We start from the raw sequence: 22,586 nt of genomic DNA on the forward strand, positions 1-22,586 counted from the left end.
GTAATTGGTAATACCAATTTACAGCCGCTGTTGGCTAGAGTAAAAGCCTAGGCGGTGGTGTGTCAATTTGCCGCCTGCGAAACTTTGGTCTTAAGGTTATGGGCGGCCGCTCTGATCGGATAAATCGAAGGTGTTCTGATGCGTGCTGCAAACGTTGCGATAGGCCAGAATAGAGGCCCCGGCGAGTGGTCGGGATCGTGGAGAGAGAGTTATGGGGTTTGATCAGGTGCGTCAGCGCCGTTTGTCTGACGATATTGTCGAGCAGCTTGAGGGCATGATCCTTGAGGGCACGCTGAAGTCGGGCGAGCGCTTGCCGGCCGAGCGCGCGTTGGCTGAAAAGTTCGGCGTGTCGCGCCCCTCGCTGCGTGAGGCGATTCAGAAACTGGCGGCCAAGGGTTTGTTGGTCAGTCGCCAGGGCGGTGGCAATTACGTGGCTGAGTCGTTGGGCTCGACGTTCAGCGATCCGTTGTTGCACCTGCTGGAAAACAACCCCGAGGCTCAGCGTGATTTGCTGGAGTTTCGCCAGACCCTCGAAGCGTCCTGTGCTTATTACGCGGCGTTGCGCGCTACCGAGGTCGACCGTGAGCGGCTGACGGCGGCCTTTGACGCGCTACAGGATTGTTACGCACGCGACGATAAAGTCAGCCGGGCGGAAGAGGGCGCGGCGGATGCGCGGTTTCACCTGGCCATTGCAGAGGCCAGCCACAACGCCGTGCTGTTGCACACCATTCGTGGGTTGTTCGACCTGCTCAAGCGGAACGTGGTGACCAATATTGGCGGCATGTATCAGCAGCGCACGGAAACCCGCGACATGCTGATCAGTCAGCATCGGGATCTGTACCTGGCGATTATTGAGGGGCGGGCCGAGCAGGCGCGGGAAGTTTCAACGCGTCATCTGCTGTATGTGCAGGAGGTGTTGGAAGAAGTGCGTCAGGAAGTTCAGCGCGTGGCCCGTGCGGAGCGGCGCAAAGGCATGTAGCCAAGGGTGAAGCACCCAAGGCTACAGCGTCACAAGGATTATTCTTCCTTGCCTTTGTTGCGCACGGCGCGATGCAGTTCACGATCGGAATCGCGCTCGCGCTCGGTATCGCGCTTGTCGTATTCCTTCTTGCCCTTGCCCAGTGCGATCTCGCACTTGACCAGATGCTTGCTCCAATACCAGGACAGGCAGATGCAGGCATAGCCTTTCTGCTGTACCGCGGCGGCGAGCTTGTCCAGTTCGCGGGCGTTGAGCAGCAGCTTGCGCGTGCGCACCGGGTCGGCAATCACGTGCGTGCTCGCGGTGGTCAGCGGGGTGATATGACTGCCAAGCAGCCACGCCTCGCCATCCTTGAGCAGCACATAGCTGTCGACTAGCTGCAGCTTGCTGGCTCGCAGACTTTTTACTTCCCAGCCGGCCAGGACCAGACCAGCCTCGAACCGATGTTCGATGAAGTAATCGTGTCGCGCTTTTTTATTCTGCGCGATGGTCCCTGTGGGGTGTTTCTTTTGTTTAGCCATAGGGGCGGCATTATAGGGAGTTGCGAGCGTGTCGGCTACGGTCAACCTGCGTGCTTGAGCGTGTTGGACGAATCCCGGACAATACCGGCAGTTCTTTGGTTTTTTTCTCTCGCGGATCGGGTTGTTCTTTCTCGATGTTTGCCGCTCAGTTGTGGAAATAACGCTCACATGACGACGCATATTCAACGTTCGGCCCTGCTGCCCTATCCGGCCCAGGCGCTTTATGACCTGGTCAACGACGTGGCGCGTTACCCGGAATTCCTGCCGTGGTGCTCGACCGCCGAGGTGCTGGAAAGCAGTGATGAGCACATGGTTGCCAGTGTCGGGGTGGCCAAGGGAGGGCTCAGCCAGCACTTTGTCACACGCAATGTCCTGGTGCCGGGCAAATCCATTGAAATGAATCTGCAGGAAGGGCCGTTCACCCAGTTGCATGGTGTCTGGGTATTCAAGGCGCTGACCGAGCAAGCCTGCAAGATCAGCCTGGATCTGTCCTTCGATTATGCGGGGCCCATTGTGCGGGCGACGTTGGGGCCTCTGTTCAATCAGGCCGCCAATACCCTGGTCGACGCGTTCTGTCAGCGGGCCAAGCAACTGCATGTTTGAGATTGAAGTGGTCTATGCCGGGGTGGATCGTCAGGTGTTGCTGACGGTCGCGGTGGCATCGGGCACGAGCCTGCGGGCGGCGGTGCAGGCGTCGGGTATTGCGGCGCACTTTCCTGAGACGGACCTTGCTGATTGCCCGCTGGGGATATTCGGCAGGGTGGTGGTGGACCCCGATACGCGCACCGTGCAGTCAGGTGATCGTATTGAGATTTACCGCCCGCTGCTGGCCGACCCCAAAGAAGTGCGCAGGCTGCGAGCGGCCAAGGCGGCGCTGGCCAAGCAACAGCGTTCATAGGCCGGCCAATCAGCAGGCAACAAAAAGCCCGGCATGCCGGGCTTTTTATCGAACACCGCACACTTACTGCGGGCTGGTGTCCAGAGGCTGTGGCGTCGGGACTGGAACGGTTTGCACGCCGTCGACGTCTTTCTGGATCTTGTCGAGCAATGAGCCTGGCTTGGCCGGTACTTCGGACTTCGGCTTCTCGGCTCCCTGCGCTGGCGCAGTCACGTTGGTGCCGTTGTCCTTGCCCAGTAAGGCTTCATCGCGGCTTACGCCGGGCATGAAGTCGCCGGACAGGCTGACCAGTTGATCATTGCCATTAAAGATGACAGCGACACGCTCCTGTTGGCGTTCACCGCCCCCAGGCTGGATGCTATAGAGATAATCCCAGCGATCGGCATGGAACGTGTCAGTCAGCAGGGGGTTACCCATAATAAACCGCACTTGCCGTCGGGTCATTCCCGGGCGTAACTGGTCTATCATGTCCTGTGTGACGACATTGCCCTGCTGGATGTCGATTTTGTAAACCCCGGGGAATGAACAACCGGCGAGTGCGAGCAGTCCCACAAAGGTGAAACTGGTTAGCAAGAGCTTGGTGTTTTGCATCGGTGGGCGACTTCCACTATCTTGGCTGGGACAACGTAAACGCCGATCATACCCGTATTAAGAGAAGCTGCGAAGCAGCATCCGCGAGAAAGCTAACCATGGTTGAAAATAGCGAACTACGCAAAGCCGGTCTTAAAGTGACTCTGCCACGCGTCAAAATTCTACAAATGCTTGATTCTGCTGAGCAGCGCCACATGAGTGCCGAGGATGTTTACAAGGCGCTGATGGAGTCTAATGAGGACGTTGGCCTGGCCACGGTTTACCGTGTGCTGACCCAGTTTGAAGCCGCAGGGCTGGTGGTTCGTCATAATTTCGACGGCGGTCATGCAGTGTTCGAATTGGCTGACGGTGGTCATCACGACCACATGGTCGATGTGGACAGTGGTGAGGTTATCGAATTCACCAACCCGGAAATCGAGCGGCTTCAGAAGGCAATTGCCGAGGAGCATGGCTACGACTTGGCGGACCATAATTTGGTTCTTTACGTTCGTAAGAAAAAGTAAAAATCGGCGCAGATTGACTCTGCGAAACGATTGAAGGCGACCCCAGGGTCGCCTTCGTGCTTTCTATAAGCGTGAAAATTGCTGGTTCGGTCAGGCCTTCGCCGCCACCACCATTTTCTTCGCGTGGGCCAGGGACTCTTTGGTCAGGTCGATACCGCCGAGCATGCGCGCCACTTCCTCAACACGCTCCGACTTATTCAGCTTGGACACTGCAGTGCGTGTCGCATCGCTGCCCCGTACTTTATGTACAAACAAATGCTGATGCCCTTGGGCGGCCACTTGCGGCAAGTGGGTGACTGTCAGCACCTGGCCGCGATCCCCCAGGCGGCGAAGCAGTTGGCCGACAATTTCTGCGGTCGGGCCACCAATGCCAACGTCCACCTCGTCAAAGACCAGTGTCGGAACCCGCGAGGTCTGGGCGGTGATCACCTGAATCGCCAGGCTGATCCGTGAGAGCTCACCACCGGAGGCGACTTTTGCCAGCGCCTTGAGCGGCTGCCCCGGGTTGGCGCTGACCAGCAGTTCTACCTGTTCCAGGCCATGGGGCTGCAGTTCGTTGCTGGTGTTGGTGCGCAGTTCGATGGTGAAGCGGCCGCCGGGCATGCCCAGGCGCTGGATTTCCTGCTCTACCGCGCTGGCCAGGCCTGTGGCGGCTTGGTGGCGCAGGTCGCTCAGTTCACGGGCCTTCTCTTGATAGTGGCGGGCGAAAGAAGCCAGTTCGTCGCTCAGGCGCTCAATGGATTCGTCATTCGCGTTCAGGGTTTCGATTTCATCCAGCAGCTTCTGCTGCATCGTTGCCACTTCAGTGGGCTGGATTCGATGTTTGCGCGCCAGGGTGTAGATGGTGTCCAGGCGTTCTTCTATTTCCTGCAGGCGTGCCGGGTCGGCGTCGAAGTGGTCCAGGAAGCGGTTCAGTTCGCCTACCGCTTCTTCTACCTGAATTTGCGCACTGGTCAGCAAGGTCGTGGCTTCGTTCAGCGAGCCGGACGCGTTGTTCACACTGGACAGCCGATTAAGGCTGGCGGTCAGTGCATTCAGCACATTGCCCGAATCGCTCTCGCTGCATTGCTCCACCACCTGGCGGCAAATACCCAGCAGGGTTTCGGCGTTGGTGAGGTTCTTGTGTTCCTGCTCAAGCTGTTCCAGCTCGCTTTCGCCAAGGCCGAGGCTTTCCAGCTCTTCGAGTTGATAGCTGAGCAATTGATGGCGTGCGCGCTGCTCGTCGCCGGAATTGGAGAGGCGCTCCAGTTCCAGGCGGGTCTGGCGCCAGCGCTGCGCGGCTAGCTGGACCTGGCGGGCCAGGTCAGTGGTGCCGGCGTATTCATCGAGCAGGCGGCGATGGGTGTCGGTTTTGAGTAGGGATTGGTGTTCGTGCTGGCTGTGGATATCGATCAGCAGCTCGCCAAGGGCTTTCAAGTCACCCAGGGGGCAGGGCGTGCCGTTGATATAGCCGCGGGAGCGTCCTTCGGCGGTGATGACCCGGCGCAGGATGCACGGCCCTTCATTATTAAGGTCGCGTTCGGCAAGCCAGGCTTCCGCTTCGGGGATGTCCGCCAGGTCGAAGGTCGCCAGGATATCGGCCTTGTCTGCGCCGGGGCGTACCACGCCACTGTCGGCGCGGTCTCCCAGGGTCAGGCCTAGGGCGTCGAGCATGATCGACTTGCCGGCGCCGGTTTCGCCTGTGATTACGCTCATCCCGCGATCCAGTTCGAGATCCAGATGTTCAACGATGGCGTAGTTATGTACGGACAGGTGCACGAGCATGACGGCCGCTCCCAGGCTTTAGGTCTGGTTATTTATACAGTGTTTTGTTCCGAGCTGACAATCCTGACGCTTAGCTCGATTTGCTTGTTCTGGTGTTTTTTTTAGCGCGAAGGGGAATGAACGGGTCGGAATTGATCTGGGTCAGCTGAAAGACTTTTGGTAACGCCTGCACCCTTGAACCTGGAAATTGTGGCCCCATATACCGGAACAGAAGCGCGAGTTGAGTTCGCGCATGATTTTGAAAGGAGAAATCTATGGCTGACGAACAGACGCAGGATACGCAAACTCCAGACGCCAATTCGGCTGCCGGTGATGAGTTGGCAACTCGTGTGCAAGTGCTCGAAGAGCAATTGGCCGCTGCGCAGGACCAATCTTTGCGTGTTGCCGCCGATCTGCAGAACGTCCGCCGCCGCGCTGAGCAGGATGTAGAAAAGGCCCACAAGTTCGCGCTGGAAAAATTCGCCGGTGATCTGTTGCCGATCATCGACAGCCTGGAGCGCGGACTTGAGTTGTCCAGCCCGGACGACGAAAACATCCGCCCGATGCGTGAAGGTATCGAGCTGACCCTGAAAATGTTCCAGGACACCCTGAAGCGTTATCAGTTGGAGGCGGTCGATCCGCAAGGTGGCGAGCCGTTCAACGCTGAGCATCACCAGGCCATGGCTATGCAGGAAAGCCATGATCATGAGCCAAACCGCGTGTTGAAAGTGTTCCAGAAGGGATACCAGCTCAACGGTCGCTTGCTGCGCCCGGCAATGGTTGTAGTCAGCAAGGCGCCTGCGCCGGTTTCACCTTCGATTGATGAGCAGGCTTGAAATTCGCCGCAAGGCCCCCATCTATAAGTCAAGCGTTTAAGTGCTACCGCAGTTAGCCACCACTGCTGCGGCATCCAAATTCAAGTTTCGGGAGAGTAAATCATGGGCAAAATTATCGGTATCGACCTGGGGACCACCAACTCCTGTGTCTCCGTGCTGGAAAACGGCGTTGCAAAAGTCATTGAAAACGCCGAAGGCGCGCGTACTACGCCGTCGATCGTTGCTTACGCCAACGACGGTGAAATCCTCGTCGGTCAGTCGGCCAAGCGCCAGGCTGTGACCAATCCGCACAACACCCTGTACGCGGTGAAGCGTTTGATCGGTCGTAAGTTCGACGAAGAAGTCGTACAGAAAGACATCAAGATGGTCCCTTACAAAATCGCCAAGGCTGACAACGGTGACGCCTGGGTTGAAGTAAACGGCCAGAAAATGTCGCCGCCACAAATCTCGGCTGAAATCTTGAAAAAGATGAAGAAAACCGCCGAAGACTACCTCGGTGAAGCAGTGACCGAGGCGGTGATCACCGTTCCGGCCTACTTCAACGACAGCCAGCGCCAGGCGACCAAAGACGCCGGCCGCATCGCGGGCCTGGACGTAAAACGTATCATCAACGAACCCACTGCGGCCGCTCTGGCTTACGGCATGGACAAGGCTAAGGGCGACCACACCGTCATCGTTTATGACTTGGGTGGCGGTACCTTCGACGTGTCCGTGATCGAAATCGCGGAAGTTGATGGCGAGCACCAGTTCGAAGTGTTGGCCACCAACGGCGACACTTTCCTGGGTGGTGAAGACTTCGATATCCGTCTGATCGACTACCTCGTCGACGAGTTCAAGAAAGAAAGCGGCATGAACCTCAAGGGTGACCCGCTGGCGATGCAGCGTCTGAAAGAGGCCTCTGAGAAAGCCAAGATCGAGCTGTCCTCGGCTCAGTCGACCGACGTTAACCTGCCGTACATCACTGCAGACGCTACCGGTCCTAAGCACTTGAACGTGAAGATCTCGCGCTCCAAGCTGGAAGCGCTGGTTGAAGACTTGGTTCAGCGCACCATCGAACCTTGCCGCATTGCACTGAAAGACTCGGGTATTGAAGTGGGTGCGATCAATGACGTGATCCTGGTCGGCGGTCAGACCCGTATGCCACTGGTTCAGAAGTTGGTGACCGAGTTCTTCGGCAAAGAAGCACGTAAAGACGTGAACCCGGACGAAGCGGTTGCCATGGGTGCTGCCATCCAGGGTGCGGTACTGGCTGGCGACGTGAAAGACGTATTGTTGCTGGACGTCAGCCCGCTGACCCTGGGTATCGAAACCATGGGCGGCGTGATGACCGCGCTGATCGAGAAAAACACCACGATTCCTACCAAGAAATCGCAAGTGTTCTCGACTGCCGATGACAACCAGGGCGCCGTGACCATTCACGTCCTGCAAGGTGAGCGTAAGCAAGCGGCGCAGAACAAGTCCCTGGGCAAGTTCGACCTGGCCGAGATCCCGCCAGCACCACGTGGCGTGCCACAAATCGAAGTGACCTTCGACATCGACGCCAACGGCATCTTGCACGTAGGCGCCAAAGACAAGGCGACCGGGAAAGAGCAGAAGATCACCATCAAGGCCAACTCTGGTCTGTCTGATGAAGAAATTCAGCAGATGATTCGTGATGCGGAAACCAATGCCGAGGCGGACAAGAAGTTTGAAGAGTTGGCCGCTGCTCGTAACCAGGGCGACGCACTGGTTCACTCGACACGTAAAATGATCACTGAAGCTGGCGACAAAGTGACTGCCGAAGAAAAAACCGCGGTCGAAGCTGCTGTGGTTGCTCTGGAAGCCGCGATTAAAGGTGACGACAAGGCTGCCATCGAAGCCAAGGTTGAGGAACTGTCGAAAGTCTCCGCACCGGTTGCTCAGAAAATGTACGCCGAACAAGGTCAGCCAGCTGACGGTGCAGCGCATCAGGCAGAGCCTGAAGCCAAGCACGACGACGTTGTCGATGCCGAGTTCGAAGAAGTCAAAGAGCAGAAGTAATCTGCTTGGCCGGTTGACCGCTAACAAGCGGTGACTGGTAGGATGTCGCCGCGCGGGAGCTTGCTCCCGCGTTGGCGTGTCTGGGGTATGCAAATTTTTACAGCATGCGACAACGCTCGGATGCTGGCGGTGTGATCGGGAATGCTCCTGCTTTCCGGCGACAGTCACCGCGTTTTTGGCCGGATCCCTGGCTGAAAGCAGTTATGACCAGGATCGTTGAATTGACGTGAGTTGGGTCCGGGCCTGTATTGGGGCTCAACGAGTTCGGCAAGGCTCAGGAGGGTCTGGCTGAACGTCCTTAAGAGTGCAAAGACTTATGGCAAAGCGTGACTATTACGTAGTATTGGGTGTGGAGCGCGGTTCCAGCGAGGCGGACCTGAAGAAGGCTTACCGTCGCCTGGCGATGAAGCACCACCCGGACCGTAATCCGGACAACAAAGAATCCGAAGAAATGTTCAAAGAGGCCAACGAGGCCTACGAATGCCTGTGTGATCCCAACAAGCGTGCAGCCTACGACCAGTATGGTCACGCCGGCGTCGATCCGAGCATGGGTGGCGGCGGTGCCGGCTTTGGCGGTCAGAACTTCTCCGATATTTTCGGCGATGTGTTCAGTGACTTCTTCGGCGGTGGCCGTGGTGGTCAGCGTGGCGGCGCCCAGCGTGGCAGCGACCTGCGCTACACCCTGGAGCTGAACCTGGAAGAAGCCGTGCGCGGCACCAGCGTCAATATCCGCGTGCCAACGCTGGTCAACTGCAAGCCTTGCGACGGTTCGGGTGCCAAGAAAGGCTCGGCGCCAATCACTTGCCCGACCTGCGGCGGTATCGGTCAGGTCCGCATGCAGCAGGGCTTCTTCTCGGTGCAGCAGACCTGTCCGCGTTGCCAAGGCCAAGGCAAGATCATCTCTGACCCATGCGATTCCTGCCACGGCGAAGGGCGTGTCGAAGAGTACAAAACCCTGTCGGTCAAAGTGCCGGCGGGCGTAGATACCGGTGACCGCATTCGCCTGTCGGGCGAAGGCGAGGCGGGGACCCAGGGTGGTCCGACGGGTGATCTGTACGTGGTGATCAATGTGCGCGAGCACTCGATCTTCCAGCGTGACGGCAAGCACCTGTTCTGCGAAGTGCCGATCAGCTTTGTCGACGCGGCCCTGGGCGGCGAGCTGGAGATTCCGACCCTGGACGGCCGGGTCAATCTCAAGATCCCTGAGGGGACGCAGACCGGCAAGCAGTTCCGTATCCGTGGCAAAGGCGTTGCGCCGGTGCGTGGTGGCGGTGCGGGCGACCTGATGTGTCGTGTCACCGTGGAAACGCCGGTCAATCTGGGCCGTCGTCAGCGTGAACTGCTCGAAGAGTTCCGCAGTTCGTTGGCAGGCGACGATTCCCATTCGCCGAAAACCACTGGCTTCTTCGATGGTGTGAAGCGCTTCTTCGGCGACCTGTAAGGAATTGAGTATGCGACGTATAGCCGTAATGGGCGCTGCCGGGCGCATGGGGAAAACCTTGATCGAGGCGGTGCAGCAGCGCTCGCCGGCCTCCGGCCTGACGGCGGCGATCGTTCGCCCTGGCAGTACGTTGATCGGTGCCGATGCCGGTGAGCTGGCTTCGCTGGGGCGTATCGGCGTGTCGTTGTCCGGCAACCTGGAGCTGGTGGCGGACGAATTCGACGTACTGATCGACTTTACGCTGCCAGACGTGATGCTGAAAAACCTGGCGTTCTGCCGCAGGGCGGGCAAAGCCATGGTGATTGGCACCACCGGTTTGAGTGCTGAGCAGAAGCAGTTGCTGGTCGAGGCGGGCAAGGACATTCCCATCGTGTTTGCGGCCAACTTCAGTGTGGGCGTGAACCTGTCGCTCAAGCTGCTTGATCTGGCGGCGCGCGTGCTGGGTGATGAGGCGGATATCGAGATCATCGAAACCCATCATCGCCACAAGATCGATGCGCCGTCGGGAACGGCATTGCGCATGGGTGAGGCTATCGCTGATGCCCTGGGCCGAGACTTGTCGAAGGTGGCGGTGTACGGGCGTGAAGGCCATACCGGTGCGCGTGCGCGTGACACCATTGGCTTTGCCACTGTTCGCGGTGGCGACGTCGTCGGCGATCACACCGTGCTGTTCGCCGCTGAAGGCGAACGCCTGGAAATCACGCACAAAGCCTCCAGTCGCATGACGTTCGCCAAGGGTGCGGTGCGTGCTGCGCTGTGGCTGGACGGTCGTGCGCCCGGTCTGTATGACATGCGCGATGTGTTGGATCTGCACTAATCAGTAGCTAAAATGGGGTCTCGGGATTATCCTGAGGCCCCGTTTTTACCCGCTAAGCGACGTCCTGTCGCATTCTCCTGCCTTTAAGGCTCATTAGCGGTGGACCAAAATAGCCTTTTTCTGTAAGCTACAGCTTTAGTGTGTCCACTAAAAGCGCGCAGAATAATTCAGTGAAGAAGCGGGGTGACGTGTCCATACGTCACTCCGCTTTTTTACAACCTGCGATCGCCCTTTCAGGCTTTATTTACGGGAGGTCTTCTTGACTAAGCCAGCCATACTCGCCCTTGCTGATGGCAGCATTTTTCGCGGCGAAGCCATTGGAGCCGACGGTCAAACCGTTGGAGAGGTGGTGTTTAACACTGCCATGACCGGCTATCAGGAAATCCTTACCGATCCTTCCTACGCCCAACAGATCGTTACCCTGACCTATCCGCACATCGGCAATACCGGTACTACACCGGAAGACGTCGAATCTGATCGTGTCTGGTCGGCGGGCCTGGTGATTCGTGACCTGCCCCTGGTTGCGAGCAACTGGCGTAGCACGATGTCGCTGTCCGATTACCTGAAAGCCAACAACGTTGTGGCGATCGCCGGTATCGATACGCGCCGTCTGACGCGCATCCTGCGTGAAAAAGGCTCGCAGAACGGCTGCATTATGGCCGGTGACAATATTTCCGAAGCGGCGGCGATCGCTGCAGCGCAAGGCTTCCCTGGCCTGAAAGGCATGGACCTGGCGAAAGTCGTCAGCACCCAGGAAAAGTACGAATGGCGCTCCACTGTCTGGGACTTGAAGACCGACAGCCACGAGACCATTGACGCTGCGGATCTGCCCTACCACGTAGTGGCCTACGACTACGGCATCAAGTACAACATCCTGCGCATGCTGGTTGAACGCGGTTGCCGCGTGACCGTCGTGCCGGCGCAAACCCCGGCCAGCGACGTCCTGGCCCTGCAGCCGGACGGCGTGTTCCTGTCCAACGGCCCGGGCGACCCCGAGCCCTGCGACTACGCCATCAAGGCGATCAAGGAAGTGCTGGAGACCGATATTCCGGTGTTCGGTATCTGCCTGGGCCACCAGTTGCTGGCTCTGGCCTCCGGTGCCAAGACCCTGAAAATGGGTCACGGCCACCACGGCGCCAACCACCCTGTGCAGGACCTGGACACCGGTGTGGTGATGATCACCAGCCAGAACCACGGTTTTGCGGTGGATGAAGTGACCTTGCCGGCCAACGTCCGTGCAACTCACAAGTCGCTGTTCGACGGTTCCCTGCAAGGCATCGAACGCACCGACAAGAGCGCGTTCAGCTTCCAGGGCCACCCTGAAGCCAGCCCGGGCCCGAACGACGTAGCGCCGCTGTTCGACCGTTTCATCAATGAGATGGCCAAGCGACGCTGACTGAGCGGCTTGCGGGTGGCCCCGAATGTCGGTGGCCCCCGCAGGCTCTTCAAAGATTGTTCAAGACGGCTTGCCGACTGACCTGCGGATTTGAGTGACAAACCCATGCCAAAACGTACAGACATAAAAAGCATCCTGATTCTCGGCGCTGGCCCGATCGTGATCGGCCAGGCCTGCGAATTCGACTACTCCGGCGCCCAGGCCTGTAAAGCCCTGCGCGAGGAGGGTTATCGCGTCATCCTGGTGAACTCCAACCCGGCCACCATCATGACCGACCCGGCCATGGCCGACGCCACTTACATCGAGCCGATCAAGTGGCAGACCGTTGCCAAGATCATCGAGAAAGAGCGTCCGGACGCACTGCTGCCGACCATGGGTGGCCAAACCGCTCTGAACTGCGCCCTGGATCTGGAGCGCGAAGGCATTCTGGAAAAATTCGGCGTGGAGATGATCGGTGCAAACGCCGACACCATCGACAAGGCTGAGGACCGTTCGCGTTTCGACAAGGCGATGAAGTCCATCGGCCTGGCGTGCCCGCGTTCCGGTATCGCCCACAACATGGAAGAAGCCAATGCGGTCCTCGAGACCCTGGGCTTCCCGTGCATCATCCGTCCGTCCTTCACCATGGGCGGCACCGGTGGCGGTATTGCGTACAACCGTGAAGAGTTCGAAGAAATCTGCGCCCGTGGCCTGGACCTGTCGCCGACCAAAGAGCTGCTGATCGACGAATCCCTGATCGGCTGGAAAGAATATGAGATGGAGGTTGTCCGCGATAAGAAGGACAACTGCATCATCGTCTGCTCCATCGAAAACTTCGACCCGATGGGCGTACACACTGGCGACTCGATCACCGTTGCTCCGGCACAGACCCTGACTGACAAGGAATACCAGATCCTGCGTAACGCCTCCCTGGCGGTACTGCGCGAGATCGGCGTAGAGACTGGCGGTTCCAACGTGCAGTTCGGTATCTGCCCGAACACCGGTCGCATGGTCGTGATCGAGATGAACCCGCGTGTGTCCCGTTCGTCGGCCCTGGCTTCGAAAGCCACCGGTTTCCCGATCGCTAAGGTCGCGGCCAAGCTGGCCGTGGGTTACACACTGGATGAACTGTCGAACGACATCACCGGCGGCAAGACACCGGCGTCCTTCGAACCGTCCATCGACTACGTCGTGACCAAGCTGCCACGTTTCGCCTTTGAGAAGTTCCCCAAGGCTGACGCGCGCCTGACCACCCAGATGAAGTCGGTCGGCGAAGTCATGGCCATTGGCCGGACCTTCCAGGAATCCCTGCAGAAAGCCCTGCGCGGCCTCGAAGTCGGCGTTTGCGGCCTGGACGAGAAGCTCGACCTGAGCAATCCGGAAAGCATGAGCGTGCTCAAGCGCGAGCTGACCGTGCCGGGCGCCGAGCGTATCTGGTACGTTGCTGACGCGTTCCGCGCCGGCATGACCGTCGAAGACATCTTCGGCATGAACATGATCGATCCGTGGTTCCTGGTGCAGATCGAAGATCTGATCAAGGAAGAAGAGAAGGTCAAGACCCTGGGTCTGGCCAGCATCGACCGCGATACGATGTTCCGCCTCAAGCGCAAAGGGTTCTCCGACCAGCGCCTGGCCAAGCTGCTGGGTGTGACCGAGAAAAACCTGCGGACCCATCGCCACAAGCTGGAAATCTTCCCGGTCTACAAGCGCGTTGACACCTGCGCCGCCGAGTTTTCCACCGACACCGCTTACCTGTACTCCACCTACGAGGAAGAGTGCGAAGCTGCGCCGTCGGGTCGCGACAAGATCATGATCCTGGGTGGCGGTCCGAACCGTATCGGCCAGGGCATCGAGTTCGACTACTGCTGCGTACACGCCGCCCTCGCCCTGCGCGAAGACGGGTACGAGACCATCATGGTCAACTGCAACCCGGAAACCGTATCCACAGACTACGACACCTCCGATCGCCTGTACTTCGAGCCGGTAACCCTGGAAGACGTGCTGGAAATCGTGCGCGTCGAGAAGCCTAAAGGCGTGATCGTCCAGTACGGCGGCCAAACCCCGCTGAAACTGGCTCGCGCCCTGGAAGCCGCCGGCGTGCCGATCATCGGCACCAGCCCGGACGCCATCGACCGTGCCGAAGACCGTGAGCGCTTCCAGCAAATGGTCGAGCGCCTGAACCTGCGTCAGCCGCCAAACGCTACCGTGCGCAGCGAAGACGAAGCCCTTCGTGCGGCCGGCAAGATCGGCTACCCGCTGGTGGTACGTCCTTCCTACGTACTGGGCGGACGGGCGATGGAAATCGTCTACGAAGAAGAAGAGCTCAAGCGTTACCTGCGTGATGCGGTGAAAGTGTCCAACGACAGCCCGGTGCTGCTGGACCACTTCCTCAACTGCGCCATCGAGATGGACGTGGACGCAGTGTGCGACGGTACCGACGTGGTCATCGGCGCGATCATGCAGCACATCGAACAGGCGGGCGTTCACTCCGGTGACTCCGCGTGCTCGCTGCCGCCATACTCGCTGCCGGCGCACATCCAGGACGAGATGCGCGAACAGGTCAAGAAAATGGCCCTGGAACTGGGTGTGGTCGGCCTGATGAACGTACAGTTGGCGCTGCAAGGCGACGATATCTACGTCATTGAAGTCAACCCGCGCGCCTCGCGTACCGTGCCGTTCGTGTCCAAGTGCATCGGTGTGTCCCTGGCCATGATCGCTGCCCGCGTGATGGCCGGTAAGACCCTGAAGGAAATCGGCTTCACCAAGGAAATCATTCCGAACTTCTACAGCGTGAAAGAGGCGGTGTTCCCATTCGCCAAATTCCCTGGTGTGGACCCGATCCTGGGCCCAGAGATGAAGTCCACCGGTGAAGTGATGGGCGTGGGCGATACCTTCGGTGAGGCCTTCGCCAAGGCCCAGATGGGCGCCAGCGAAGTGCTGCCGACCGGCGGTACTGCTTTCATCAGCGTGCGCGATGATGACAAGCCACTGGTTGCAGGCGTGGCCCGTGATCTGATCAACTTGGGCTTCGAGATCGTGGCCACCGCCGGGACCGCCAAGCTGATTGAAGCGGCAGGCCTGAAAGTGCGTCGCGTGAACAAGGTGACGGAAGGCCGTCCGCACGTGGTCGATATGATCAAGAATGACGAAGTCACCCTGATCATCAACACCACCGAGGGTCGTCAGTCGATCGCGGATTCTTACTCCATTCGTCGTAATGCCTTGCAGCACAAGATTTACTGCACCACTACCATTGCTGCTGGCGAAGCTATCTGCGAAGCGCTTAAGTTCGGTCCGGAAAAGACCGTGCGTCGCTTGCAGGATCTACACGCAGGATTGAAGGCATGATCAAATACCCAATGACCGTCCGGGGCGCCAAGGCCCTGGAAGAGGAGCACGCCCATCTGACCAAGGTCGTACGTCCAAAGCTGAGCCAGGACATCGGTACGGCCCGCGAGCTGGGTGACTTGAAGGAAAACGCTGAATACCACGCTGCCCGCGAGCAGCAGGGTATGGTCGAGGCGCGGATACGTGATATCGAAGGCCGCATGCAGAATGCGGTGATCATCGATGTCACGACCATCCCGCACACCGGCAAAGTGATTTTCGGCACCACGGTGGAAATCGCCAACGTCGAGACTGACGAAAGTGTGGTCTACCACATCGTGGGTGAAGATGAGGCTGACTTCAAACTCGGCAAGATCTCCGTCGGTTCGCCGCTGGCCCGAGCCTTGATTGCCAAGGAAGAGGGGGATGTGGTGGTTGTGAAAACGCCCGGTGGCGTGATCGAGTATGAGATTGTCGAAGTTCGCCATGTCTGAAAGGCGGCGCCCGCTTCGTGCGGGCGCCATGCTTTGGCAGTTTGCCCAGATGCTTTGGGTGGGCGGCCTGTGGTTGCTGCATATTGGCGTGTTACCGGCGTTGGGCCTGATTGGCCTGGCGCCGTTGTTGATCGATGAGATCGATGGATTACTGAGTGCGCTGCTGGTGGGTTTTGCGGCGGCGTGCGTGACGCTTCAGGCGCTGGTGCTGATCAAGGCCGAAGGCTTGGGGAGTTTGTGGCGGGATATTCGCGGCCAACTGCTGTTGATGGCGCTGTATGCGTGTGCAATGTATTGCATCGTGCATGTGTGGCTGCCGGAAGCGTTGCGCTGGCAGCTATTCAGCTATCTTGTGCTAGGGTTTTCCGGCCTGGTGCTGGTGATGCAGCCGGCGCCGGGGTGGAGTGGCGGGGCGCGCGAAGCACGCCCGTGACCCTTGTTGTCATTTGAAGCGATGAACGTTCGACAGTTGCTTGTTGACGCTGAAGTTCTTGCGATACAGCAGCGCCATCTTGCCGATGACCTGAACCAGGTCTGCCTTGCCAACCTTGCACAGTTCTGCAATGGCTGCCAGGCGCGCTTCGCGGTCAAGGATGTTGACCTTGATCTTGATCAGTTCGTGATCGCCCAATGCGCGTTCAAGTTCGGCTAACACACCTTCAGTCAAACCGTTGTCGGCCACGATCAAAACTGGTTTCAGATGGTGGCCAATGGATTTGTACTGTTTCTTCTGCTCTTGAGTGAGCGGCATAATCTGACCCCTGCGTCTGATCTTGTAAAAAGCGGCGGCCAGTTTACCCGAGCGAGTCCGGGACCGCCCAGTTAATCACGACCCGTTTTATTTTCGAGGTGGCCCGTGGCCCGTTCCAAAACTAGCCTTAAGTGGCTGCAAGAGCATTTCAACGACCCTTACGTCAAAAAGGCGCAAAAGGACGGCTACCGCTCCCGGGCCAGCTACAAGCTGCTTGAGCTGCAGGAAAAGGACAAATTGTTCCGCCCCGGCATGAGCGTGATCGACCTGGGGGCCGCCCCAGGTGGCTGGTCTCAGGTGGCCAGTCGTCTGATTGGTGGTCAAGGCCGCTTGATCGCTTCCGACATTCTGGAGATGGACAGCATCCCGGATGTGACCTTCGTCCATGGTGACTTTACCCAAGACGCGGTGTTGGCGGAGATCCTGCAGGCGGTGGGAAATTCGCAGGTGGACCTTGTGATTTCCGACATGGCCCCCAATATGAGTGGATTACCGGCTGTTGATATGCCGCGAGCCATGTTTCTGTGCGAGTTGGCGCTGGATCTGGCGGGGCGGGTATTGCGTCCGGGTGGTGATTTCCTGGTCAAAGTCTTCCAGGGTGAGGGCTTCGACGAGTACCACAAGAACATCCGCAAGCTGTTCGACAAGGTGCAGATGCGCAAACCGGACTCTTCCCGGGACCGGTCTCGCGAGCAATATCTGCTGGCGCGGGGGTTCCGCGGGATCGAAGGCGCAGCGAGTGATGAGCGTCTTTGAGGGTTTGAAGGGAGTCGATAGGTTTTTTTATATCGCTTTCGTCACGAAGCTTTACGAATATTGTGTAGTCAAAGTTTCACAAAGGGTTACAGACGGTGCCTGCCAGAGTTGTAGGTAATGTAGTAAGTTAGGCTGGTGAATATCATGCGAAGCGCGCGCCAGTAGCGGAGCTTGCTTCAGAGGGTAGTTAATTGAACGATATGGCAAAGAATCTGATCCTGTGGTTGATCATCGCGGCTGTCCTGGTGACGGTGATGAACAACTTCTCCAGCCCTAACGAGCCGCAGACCCTCAACTATTCCGACTTCATCCAGCAAGTTAAGGATGGCAAGGTCGAGCGCGTAGCGGTTGATGGCTACGTGATTACCGGCAAGCGCAGCGATGGCGACGGCTTCAAGACCATTCGTCCGGCGATCCAGGACAACGGTCTGATCGGCGACCTGGTGGATAACCACGTAGTTGTCGAAGGCAAGCTGCCTGAGCAGCAGAGCATCTGGACTCAACTCCTAGTGGCGAGCTTCCCGATCCTGGTGATCATCGCCGTGTTCATGTTCTTCATGCGCCAGATGCAAGGTGGTGCGGGAGGCAAGGGCGGGCCGATGAGTTTCGGCAAGAGCAAGGCGCGCTTGCTCTCCGAAGACCAAGTGAAGACAACCCTGGGTGATGTCGCCGGTTGCGACGAAGCCAAGGAAGAAGTGGGCGAGCTGGTCGAGTTCCTGCGTGATCCGGGCAAATTCCAGCGCCTGGGCGGTCGCATTCCTCGCGGCGTGCTGATGGTTGGCCCTCCGGGGACCGGTAAAACCTTGCTGGCCAAGGCGATTGCCGGCGAAGCCAAAGTGCCTTTCTTCACTATTTCCGGTTCGGACTTCGTCGAGATGTTCGTTGGTGTCGGTGCCAGCCGTGTTCGTGACATGTTCGAGCAGGCCAAGAAACACGCGCCATGCATCATCTTTATCGATGAAATCGACGCCGTCGGTCGCCATCGTGGTGCTGGCATGGGCGGTGGTCACGATGAGCGTGAGCAGACCCTCAACCAGTTGCTGGTGGAGATGGATGGTTTTGAAATGAATGACGGCATCATCGTCATTGCCGCAACCAACCGTCCGGACGTACTGGACCCTGCATTGCTGCGTCCAGGCCGTTTCGACCGTCAGGTCGTGGTTGGCTTGCCGGATATCCGTGGTCGTGAACAGATCCTGAAAGTACACATGCGTAAAGTGCCGATGGGCGACGACGTGGCTCCGGCCGTGATTGCCCGCGGTACGCCAGGCTTCTCCGGTGCTGACCTGGCCAACCTGGTAAACGAGGCTTCGCTATTTGCGGCCCGTACCGGCAAGCGCATCGTTGAAATGAAAGAGTTCGAACTGGCGAAAGACAAGATCATGATGGGCGCCGAGCGCAAATCCATGGTCATGTCCGAGAAAGAGAAGCAGAACACCGCTTATCACGAAGCGGGTCACGCCATCGTGGGGCGCGTCGTGCCTGAGCATGACCCGGTCTACAAAGTGTCGATCATTCCTCGTGGTCGGGCGCTGGGTGTCACCATGTTCCTGCCGGAAGAGGATCGCTACAGCCTCTCCAAGCGTGCGCTGATCAGCCAGATCTGCTCGCTGTACGGTGGCCGAATTGCCGAAGAGATGACCCTGGGCTTTGACGGTGTAACCACCGGCGCTTCCAACGACATCATGCGCGCCAGCCAGATTGCGCGGAACATGGTGACCAAGTGGGGCTTGTCGGAAAAACTCGGCCCTTTGATGTACGCCGAGGAAGAAGGCGAAGTGTTCCTGGGACGTGGCGGTGGCGGTCAAAGTGCCAGCTTCTCCGGTGAGACAGCCAAGCTGATCGACTCCGAAGTGCGCAGCATCATTGACCAGTGCTACGGCACGGCCAAGCAGATCCTCACCGAAAACCGCGACAAGCTTGATGCCATGGCGGATGCGCTGATGAAGTACGAAACCATTGATGCCGACCAGATCGACGACATCATGGCTGGCCGTACACCGCGTGAACCTCGCGATTGGGAAGGCGGTTCGGGCACCTCTGGCACACCGCCAGTGGTTCAGAACGAACGCCCTGAAAACCCGATCGGCGGTCCTGCAGCTGACCACTAAGGTTTGAAATGACTTTTGCGTCGTCCTCTACCCGGTTGCCTTGCGGCAACCGGGTTCTTGATTTGGCCCATACACATGTCATGGGCATTCTTAATGTAACCCCCGATTCCTTTTCCGATGGTGGCCGCTTCAATCAGCTTGATGCTGCGTTGCGTCACGCCGAGGCGATGGTGGCGGCGGGTGCGACCTTGATCGATGTCGGCGGCGAGTCGACCCGGCCTGGCGCTCGCGTTGTTTCTCCCGTGGAGGAGCTGGAGCGGGTGGCGCCGATCGTCGAGCGCATCGCTCGCGAGTTGGATGTGATCATTTCAGTGGATACATCGACCCCGGCCGTGATGCGCGAAACGGCGCGCCTGGGGGCGGGGCTGATCAACGATGTGCGTTCGTTGCGGCGTGATGGCGCGCTGGACGCTGCCGCGGCTACCGGCCTGCCGGTCTGTCTGATGCATATGCTGGGTGAGCCCGGCAATATGCAGGATAATCCGCACTACGATGATCTGGTTGGCGAAGTGAGTGGGTTCCTGGCTGATCGCATTGCTCAATGCGCCGCAGCAGGGATCGTTGCCGACAAGATCATCCTCGATCCGGGGTTTGGCTTCGCCAAGACCCTGCAGCACAATCTAAGTCTGTTCAAGCATATGGAAGCCTTGCATGCCCTGGGTCGGCCTTTGTTGGTCGGCGTTTCGCGCAAGAGCATGATAGGTCAGGCGCTGAATCGTCCGGTGGGCGAGCGGCTTTATGGCGGGTTGGCGCTTGCGGCACTTGCTGTGACCAAGGGTGCGCGCATCTTGCGTGTGCATGATGTCGCCGAGACCGTGGATGTTGTCCGCATGCTTGCCGCAGTAGAATCGGCCGAATAAGAATGATGGAGCACTTATGACAAAGAAATACTTTGGCACCGACGGTATTCGTGGTCGGGTCGGCGAGTTTCCGATTACCCCTGATTTCATGCTCAAGCTGGGTTGGGCGGCAGGCATGGCGTTCCGCAGCATGGGCGCGTGCCGCATCCTGGTAGGCAAGGACACGCGTATCTCGGGCTATATGTTTGAGTCTGCGCTGGAGGCTGGATTGTCCGCCGCCGGTGCTGATGTGATGCTGCTGGGTCCTATGCCGACCCCGGCGATCGCTTACCTGACGCGTACCTTTCACGCTGAGGCCGGTATTGTGATCAGTGCTTCGCACAATCCCCATGATGACAACGGCATCAAGTTTTTCTCGGGGCAGGGCACCAAGCTGCCGGACGAGATCGAGTTGATGATCGAAGAGCTGCTGGATGCGCCGATGACGGTGGTCGAGTCCAGCAAGCTGGGCAAGGTGTCGCGGATTAATGATGCCTCTGGCCGTTATATCGAGTTCTGTAAGAGCAGTGTTCCAAGCAGCACCAATTTCGCCGGGCTTAAGATCGTCGTCGACTGTGCTCATGGTGCGACCTATAAGGTGGCGCCGAGCGTATTCAAGGAGCTGGGTGCGGAAGTGACGGTGCTGTCGGCCCAGCCTAACGGGTTGAACATCAACGACAACTGCGGCTCCACGCATATGGAACAACTGCAGGCTGCCGTCCTCGCCGAGCATGCCGACCTGGGTATTGCCTTTGATGGTGACGGCGACCGCGTCTTGATGGTGGATCACACCGGCGCCGTGGTTGATGGCGATGACCTGCTGTTCATCATTGCTCGCGACCTGCATGAGCGTAATCGGCTGCAGGGGGGGGTTGTCGGCACGCTGATGAGCAATCTCGGGTTGGAGTTGGCGCTGGCCGAGCTGGGAATTCCTTTTGTGCGGGCCAATGTCGGGGATCGCTATGTGATTGCCGAGCTGCAGGAGCGCAATTGGCAGATCGGTGGCGAGAACTCCGGCCATGTCGTGTGCTTCCAGCACACCACCACGGGCGACGCGATCATTGCAGCGCTGCAGGTATTGTTGTCGTTGCGCCGTCGCCAGGAGAGCCTGGCCCAGGCGCGTCAGGCCTTGCGCAAGTGCCCGCAGGTGCTGCTCAATGTGCGTTTTTCCGGTGGCGACAATCCGATCGAACACCCGGCTGTCAAAGCGGCCTGCGAGCGCGTGACCCTGGCAATGGCGGGGCGTGGGCGAGTGTTGCTGCGCAAATCTGGCACAGAGCCTCTGGTGCGCGTCATGGTCGAAGGCGAGGACGAAACCCAGGTTCGCGGGCATGCCGAAGACCTGGCAAAACTGGTAACTGAAGTTTGCGCCTGAATTCGGCTTGCCAGTGATGATGTGGTTGGGTAACATCTGCGCCCACTTTGACCGACGAGGTACAGCATGCGTCGCACTATGGTAGCTGGTAACTGGAAGATGCACGGTACCCGCGCCAGTGTCGCTGAGCTGATCAATGGCCTTCGTCATTTGGCTTTGCCGAGCGGTGTTGATGTCGCGGTTTTTCCATCTTGCTTGCATATCAACCAAGTGGTTGATGGCTTGAAAGGTAAGTCGATTCAGATCGGCGCGCAGAATTCTGCGATGGAGCCCATGCAAGGTGCGCTGACAGGTGAGATTTCGCCAAGTCAGTTGGTTGATGCGGGTTGTTCCTATGTGCTTGTCGGGCACTCCGAGCGCCGTCAGTTGATGGGCGAGCGTGACGGCACACTCAATCGCAAGTTTGCAGCGGCACAGGCTTGTGGCTTGATTCCAGTGTTGTGCATAGGGGAGACCCTTGAGCAGCGTGAATCGGGCAATACCTTTGAGGTTGTCTCGCGTCAGTTGGGCAGCATCATCGAAGAGTTGGGTGTTGGTGCATTTGCGAAGGCAGTCATTGCTTACGAGCCGGTCTGGGCCATTGGCACCGGGCTGACTGCAACACCGCAACAGGCGCAGGATGTGCATGCAGCCATCCGCGCGCAGTTGGCGGCAGAGAATTCTGAGGTCGCACAAGGTGTGCGGCTTCTATACGGCGGCAGCGTGAAGGCGGCCAATGCGGTCGAACTGTTCGGCATGCCGGATATCGATGGGGGGCTCATTGGTGGAGCTTCCCTGAATGCAGATGAGTTCGGTGCGATTTGTCGCGCCGCGGGAAACTGAAAAAATGCTGGAAACAGTCGTAGTCGTTTTTCATCTGTTGGCTGCCCTGGGCGTAATTGCCCTGGTTTTGTTGCAACAGGGTAAAGGTGCGGATGCTGGTGCGTCTTTCGGTGCAGGTGCTTCAAATACTGTATTCGGAAGCCAAGGTTCCTCTACCTTTCTTAGTAAGTTTACTGCTATACTTGCCGCAGGTTTCTTCATAACCAGCTTAGGGTTAGGTTACTTTGCTAAAGAGAAAGCTCATGTGCTGACTCAAGTAGGTTTGCCAAACCCAGCAGTGTTGGAAGTACCAAAAGCAAAGCCGGCTTCTGATGATGTCCCGGTGCTTCAAGAGCAAAAGTCGGCTACTCCAGCGACTGACGTACCTCCAGCTCAAGAGCAAAAGTAA

The 22,586-nt window shown here is 58.4% G+C and carries 22 protein-coding genes; 18 read left to right on the forward strand and 4 right to left on the reverse strand.

What is annotated here, in order from left to right:
- The first annotated feature begins 211 nt into the window (after window positions 1–211).
- Window positions 212–979: an FCD domain-containing protein gene (locus L9Z73_RS00780; protein WP_247395668.1), complete on the forward strand. Its 768-nt coding sequence runs from the start codon at window positions 212–214 to the stop codon at window positions 977–979.
- A gap of 38 nt (window positions 980–1,017) precedes the next feature.
- On the opposite strand, the gene smpB is transcribed toward L9Z73_RS00780, so the two are convergent.
- On the reverse strand, window positions 1,018–1,500 hold the full coding sequence (smpB, locus tag L9Z73_RS00785) for an SsrA-binding protein SmpB (RefSeq protein ID WP_048724498.1): 483 nt from the start codon (window positions 1,498–1,500) through the stop codon (window positions 1,018–1,020).
- A 168-nt stretch (window positions 1,501–1,668) separates the two neighbouring features.
- On the opposite strand from smpB, the gene L9Z73_RS00790 reads away from it, so the two are divergent.
- Together L9Z73_RS00790 and L9Z73_RS00795 are read left to right on the forward strand one after the other, a co-directional pair.
- Complete coding sequence (locus L9Z73_RS00790; RefSeq protein ID WP_247395669.1) at window positions 1,669–2,103, forward strand: type II toxin-antitoxin system RatA family toxin; 435 nt, start codon at window positions 1,669–1,671, stop codon at window positions 2,101–2,103.
- Window positions 2,096–2,398 carry an RnfH family protein gene (locus L9Z73_RS00795; RefSeq protein ID WP_247395670.1) on the forward strand — a complete coding sequence of 101 codons (303 nt, stop codon included), beginning with the start codon at window positions 2,096–2,098 and terminating at the stop codon, window positions 2,396–2,398. Before L9Z73_RS00790 ends, L9Z73_RS00795 begins: the two co-directional genes overlap by 8 nt.
- A gap of 63 nt (window positions 2,399–2,461) precedes the next feature.
- Here L9Z73_RS00795 and L9Z73_RS00800 read toward each other — a convergent pair whose 3' ends face one another.
- Window positions 2,462–2,989, reverse strand: a complete 528-nt coding sequence (locus tag L9Z73_RS00800) for an outer membrane protein assembly factor BamE (RefSeq protein ID WP_247395671.1) — start codon at window positions 2,987–2,989, stop codon at window positions 2,462–2,464.
- A 98-nt stretch (window positions 2,990–3,087) separates the two neighbouring features.
- Between L9Z73_RS00800 and fur the strand changes: the two genes are divergently transcribed.
- Window positions 3,088–3,492 carry a ferric iron uptake transcriptional regulator gene (gene fur / locus L9Z73_RS00805; protein ID WP_247395699.1) on the forward strand — a complete coding sequence of 135 codons (405 nt, stop codon included), beginning with the start codon at window positions 3,088–3,090 and terminating at the stop codon, window positions 3,490–3,492.
- Between the two features lie 90 nt (window positions 3,493–3,582).
- Here fur and recN read toward each other — a convergent pair whose 3' ends face one another.
- On the reverse strand, window positions 3,583–5,256 hold the full coding sequence (recN, locus tag L9Z73_RS00810) for a DNA repair protein RecN (protein ID WP_247395672.1): 1,674 nt from the start codon (window positions 5,254–5,256) through the stop codon (window positions 3,583–3,585).
- Between the two features lie 254 nt (window positions 5,257–5,510).
- On the opposite strand from recN, the gene grpE reads away from it, so the two are divergent.
- The 8 genes from grpE (at window position 5,511) to L9Z73_RS00850 (ending at window position 15,977) form a co-directional block, all read left to right on the forward strand.
- Complete coding sequence (gene grpE / locus L9Z73_RS00815) at window positions 5,511–6,071, forward strand: nucleotide exchange factor GrpE (protein ID WP_247395674.1); 561 nt, start codon at window positions 5,511–5,513, stop codon at window positions 6,069–6,071.
- 102 nt (window positions 6,072–6,173) lie between these two features.
- Window positions 6,174–8,090 carry a molecular chaperone DnaK gene (dnaK, locus tag L9Z73_RS00820; protein WP_247395676.1) on the forward strand — a complete coding sequence of 639 codons (1,917 nt, stop codon included), beginning with the start codon at window positions 6,174–6,176 and terminating at the stop codon, window positions 8,088–8,090.
- Window positions 8,091–8,406: 316 nt separating this feature from the next.
- On the forward strand, window positions 8,407–9,531 hold the full coding sequence (dnaJ, locus tag L9Z73_RS00825; RefSeq protein WP_247395678.1) for a molecular chaperone DnaJ: 1,125 nt from the start codon (window positions 8,407–8,409) through the stop codon (window positions 9,529–9,531).
- A gap of 10 nt (window positions 9,532–9,541) precedes the next feature.
- Window positions 9,542–10,348, forward strand: coding sequence for a 4-hydroxy-tetrahydrodipicolinate reductase (dapB, locus tag L9Z73_RS00830; protein WP_247395679.1), 807 nt, complete (start codon window positions 9,542–9,544; stop codon window positions 10,346–10,348).
- A gap of 259 nt (window positions 10,349–10,607) precedes the next feature.
- Window positions 10,608–11,744 carry a glutamine-hydrolyzing carbamoyl-phosphate synthase small subunit gene (gene carA / locus L9Z73_RS00835; RefSeq protein ID WP_247395682.1) on the forward strand — a complete coding sequence of 379 codons (1,137 nt, stop codon included), beginning with the start codon at window positions 10,608–10,610 and terminating at the stop codon, window positions 11,742–11,744.
- A gap of 105 nt (window positions 11,745–11,849) precedes the next feature.
- Window positions 11,850–15,071, forward strand: a complete 3,222-nt coding sequence (carB, locus tag L9Z73_RS00840; protein ID WP_247395684.1) for a carbamoyl-phosphate synthase large subunit — start codon at window positions 11,850–11,852, stop codon at window positions 15,069–15,071.
- Entirely contained in the window at window positions 15,068–15,544 is a 477-nt protein-coding gene (gene greA, locus L9Z73_RS00845; RefSeq protein WP_017847415.1) for a transcription elongation factor GreA, read from the forward strand. The genes carB and greA overlap by 4 nt, the downstream gene beginning before the upstream one ends.
- A gap of 28 nt (window positions 15,545–15,572) precedes the next feature.
- The gene (locus tag L9Z73_RS00850; RefSeq protein WP_017847416.1) at window positions 15,573–15,977 is read left to right on the forward strand and encodes a hypothetical protein; all 405 of its coding nucleotides are present in this window, start codon (window positions 15,573–15,575) and stop codon (window positions 15,975–15,977) included.
- Window positions 15,978–15,986: 9 nt separating this feature from the next.
- Here L9Z73_RS00850 and L9Z73_RS00855 read toward each other — a convergent pair whose 3' ends face one another.
- Window positions 15,987–16,295 (reverse strand): YhbY family RNA-binding protein, encoded by a 309-nt coding sequence (locus L9Z73_RS00855; RefSeq protein ID WP_017139256.1) that lies wholly within the window; start codon window positions 16,293–16,295, stop codon window positions 15,987–15,989.
- 105 nt (window positions 16,296–16,400) lie between these two features.
- On the opposite strand from L9Z73_RS00855, the gene rlmE reads away from it, so the two are divergent.
- From rlmE to secG, 6 genes are all read left to right on the forward strand, one after another.
- Window positions 16,401–17,051 carry a 23S rRNA (uridine(2552)-2'-O)-methyltransferase RlmE gene (rlmE, locus tag L9Z73_RS00860; RefSeq protein WP_247395685.1) on the forward strand — a complete coding sequence of 217 codons (651 nt, stop codon included), beginning with the start codon at window positions 16,401–16,403 and terminating at the stop codon, window positions 17,049–17,051.
- Window positions 17,052–17,251: 200 nt separating this feature from the next.
- The gene (gene ftsH / locus L9Z73_RS00865; RefSeq protein ID WP_247395686.1) at window positions 17,252–19,162 is read left to right on the forward strand and encodes an ATP-dependent zinc metalloprotease FtsH; all 1,911 of its coding nucleotides are present in this window, start codon (window positions 17,252–17,254) and stop codon (window positions 19,160–19,162) included.
- 8 nt (window positions 19,163–19,170) lie between these two features.
- Window positions 19,171–20,022, forward strand: a complete 852-nt coding sequence (folP, locus tag L9Z73_RS00870) for a dihydropteroate synthase (RefSeq protein ID WP_247395687.1) — start codon at window positions 19,171–19,173, stop codon at window positions 20,020–20,022.
- 16 nt (window positions 20,023–20,038) lie between these two features.
- A complete protein-coding gene (gene glmM / locus L9Z73_RS00875) occupies window positions 20,039–21,376 on the forward strand; it encodes a phosphoglucosamine mutase (RefSeq protein WP_247395688.1) in 1,338 nt (445 codons plus the stop codon).
- Between the two features lie 66 nt (window positions 21,377–21,442).
- Window positions 21,443–22,198, forward strand: a complete 756-nt coding sequence (gene tpiA / locus L9Z73_RS00880) for a triose-phosphate isomerase (protein WP_247395689.1) — start codon at window positions 21,443–21,445, stop codon at window positions 22,196–22,198.
- Between the two features lie 4 nt (window positions 22,199–22,202).
- A complete protein-coding gene (gene secG / locus L9Z73_RS00885; protein WP_078835321.1) occupies window positions 22,203–22,586 on the forward strand; it encodes a preprotein translocase subunit SecG in 384 nt (127 codons plus the stop codon).

It is taken from the genome of Pseudomonas emilianonis, assembly GCF_023072625.1.
GTDB lineage: Bacteria > Pseudomonadota > Gammaproteobacteria > Pseudomonadales > Pseudomonadaceae > Aquipseudomonas > Aquipseudomonas paraveronii.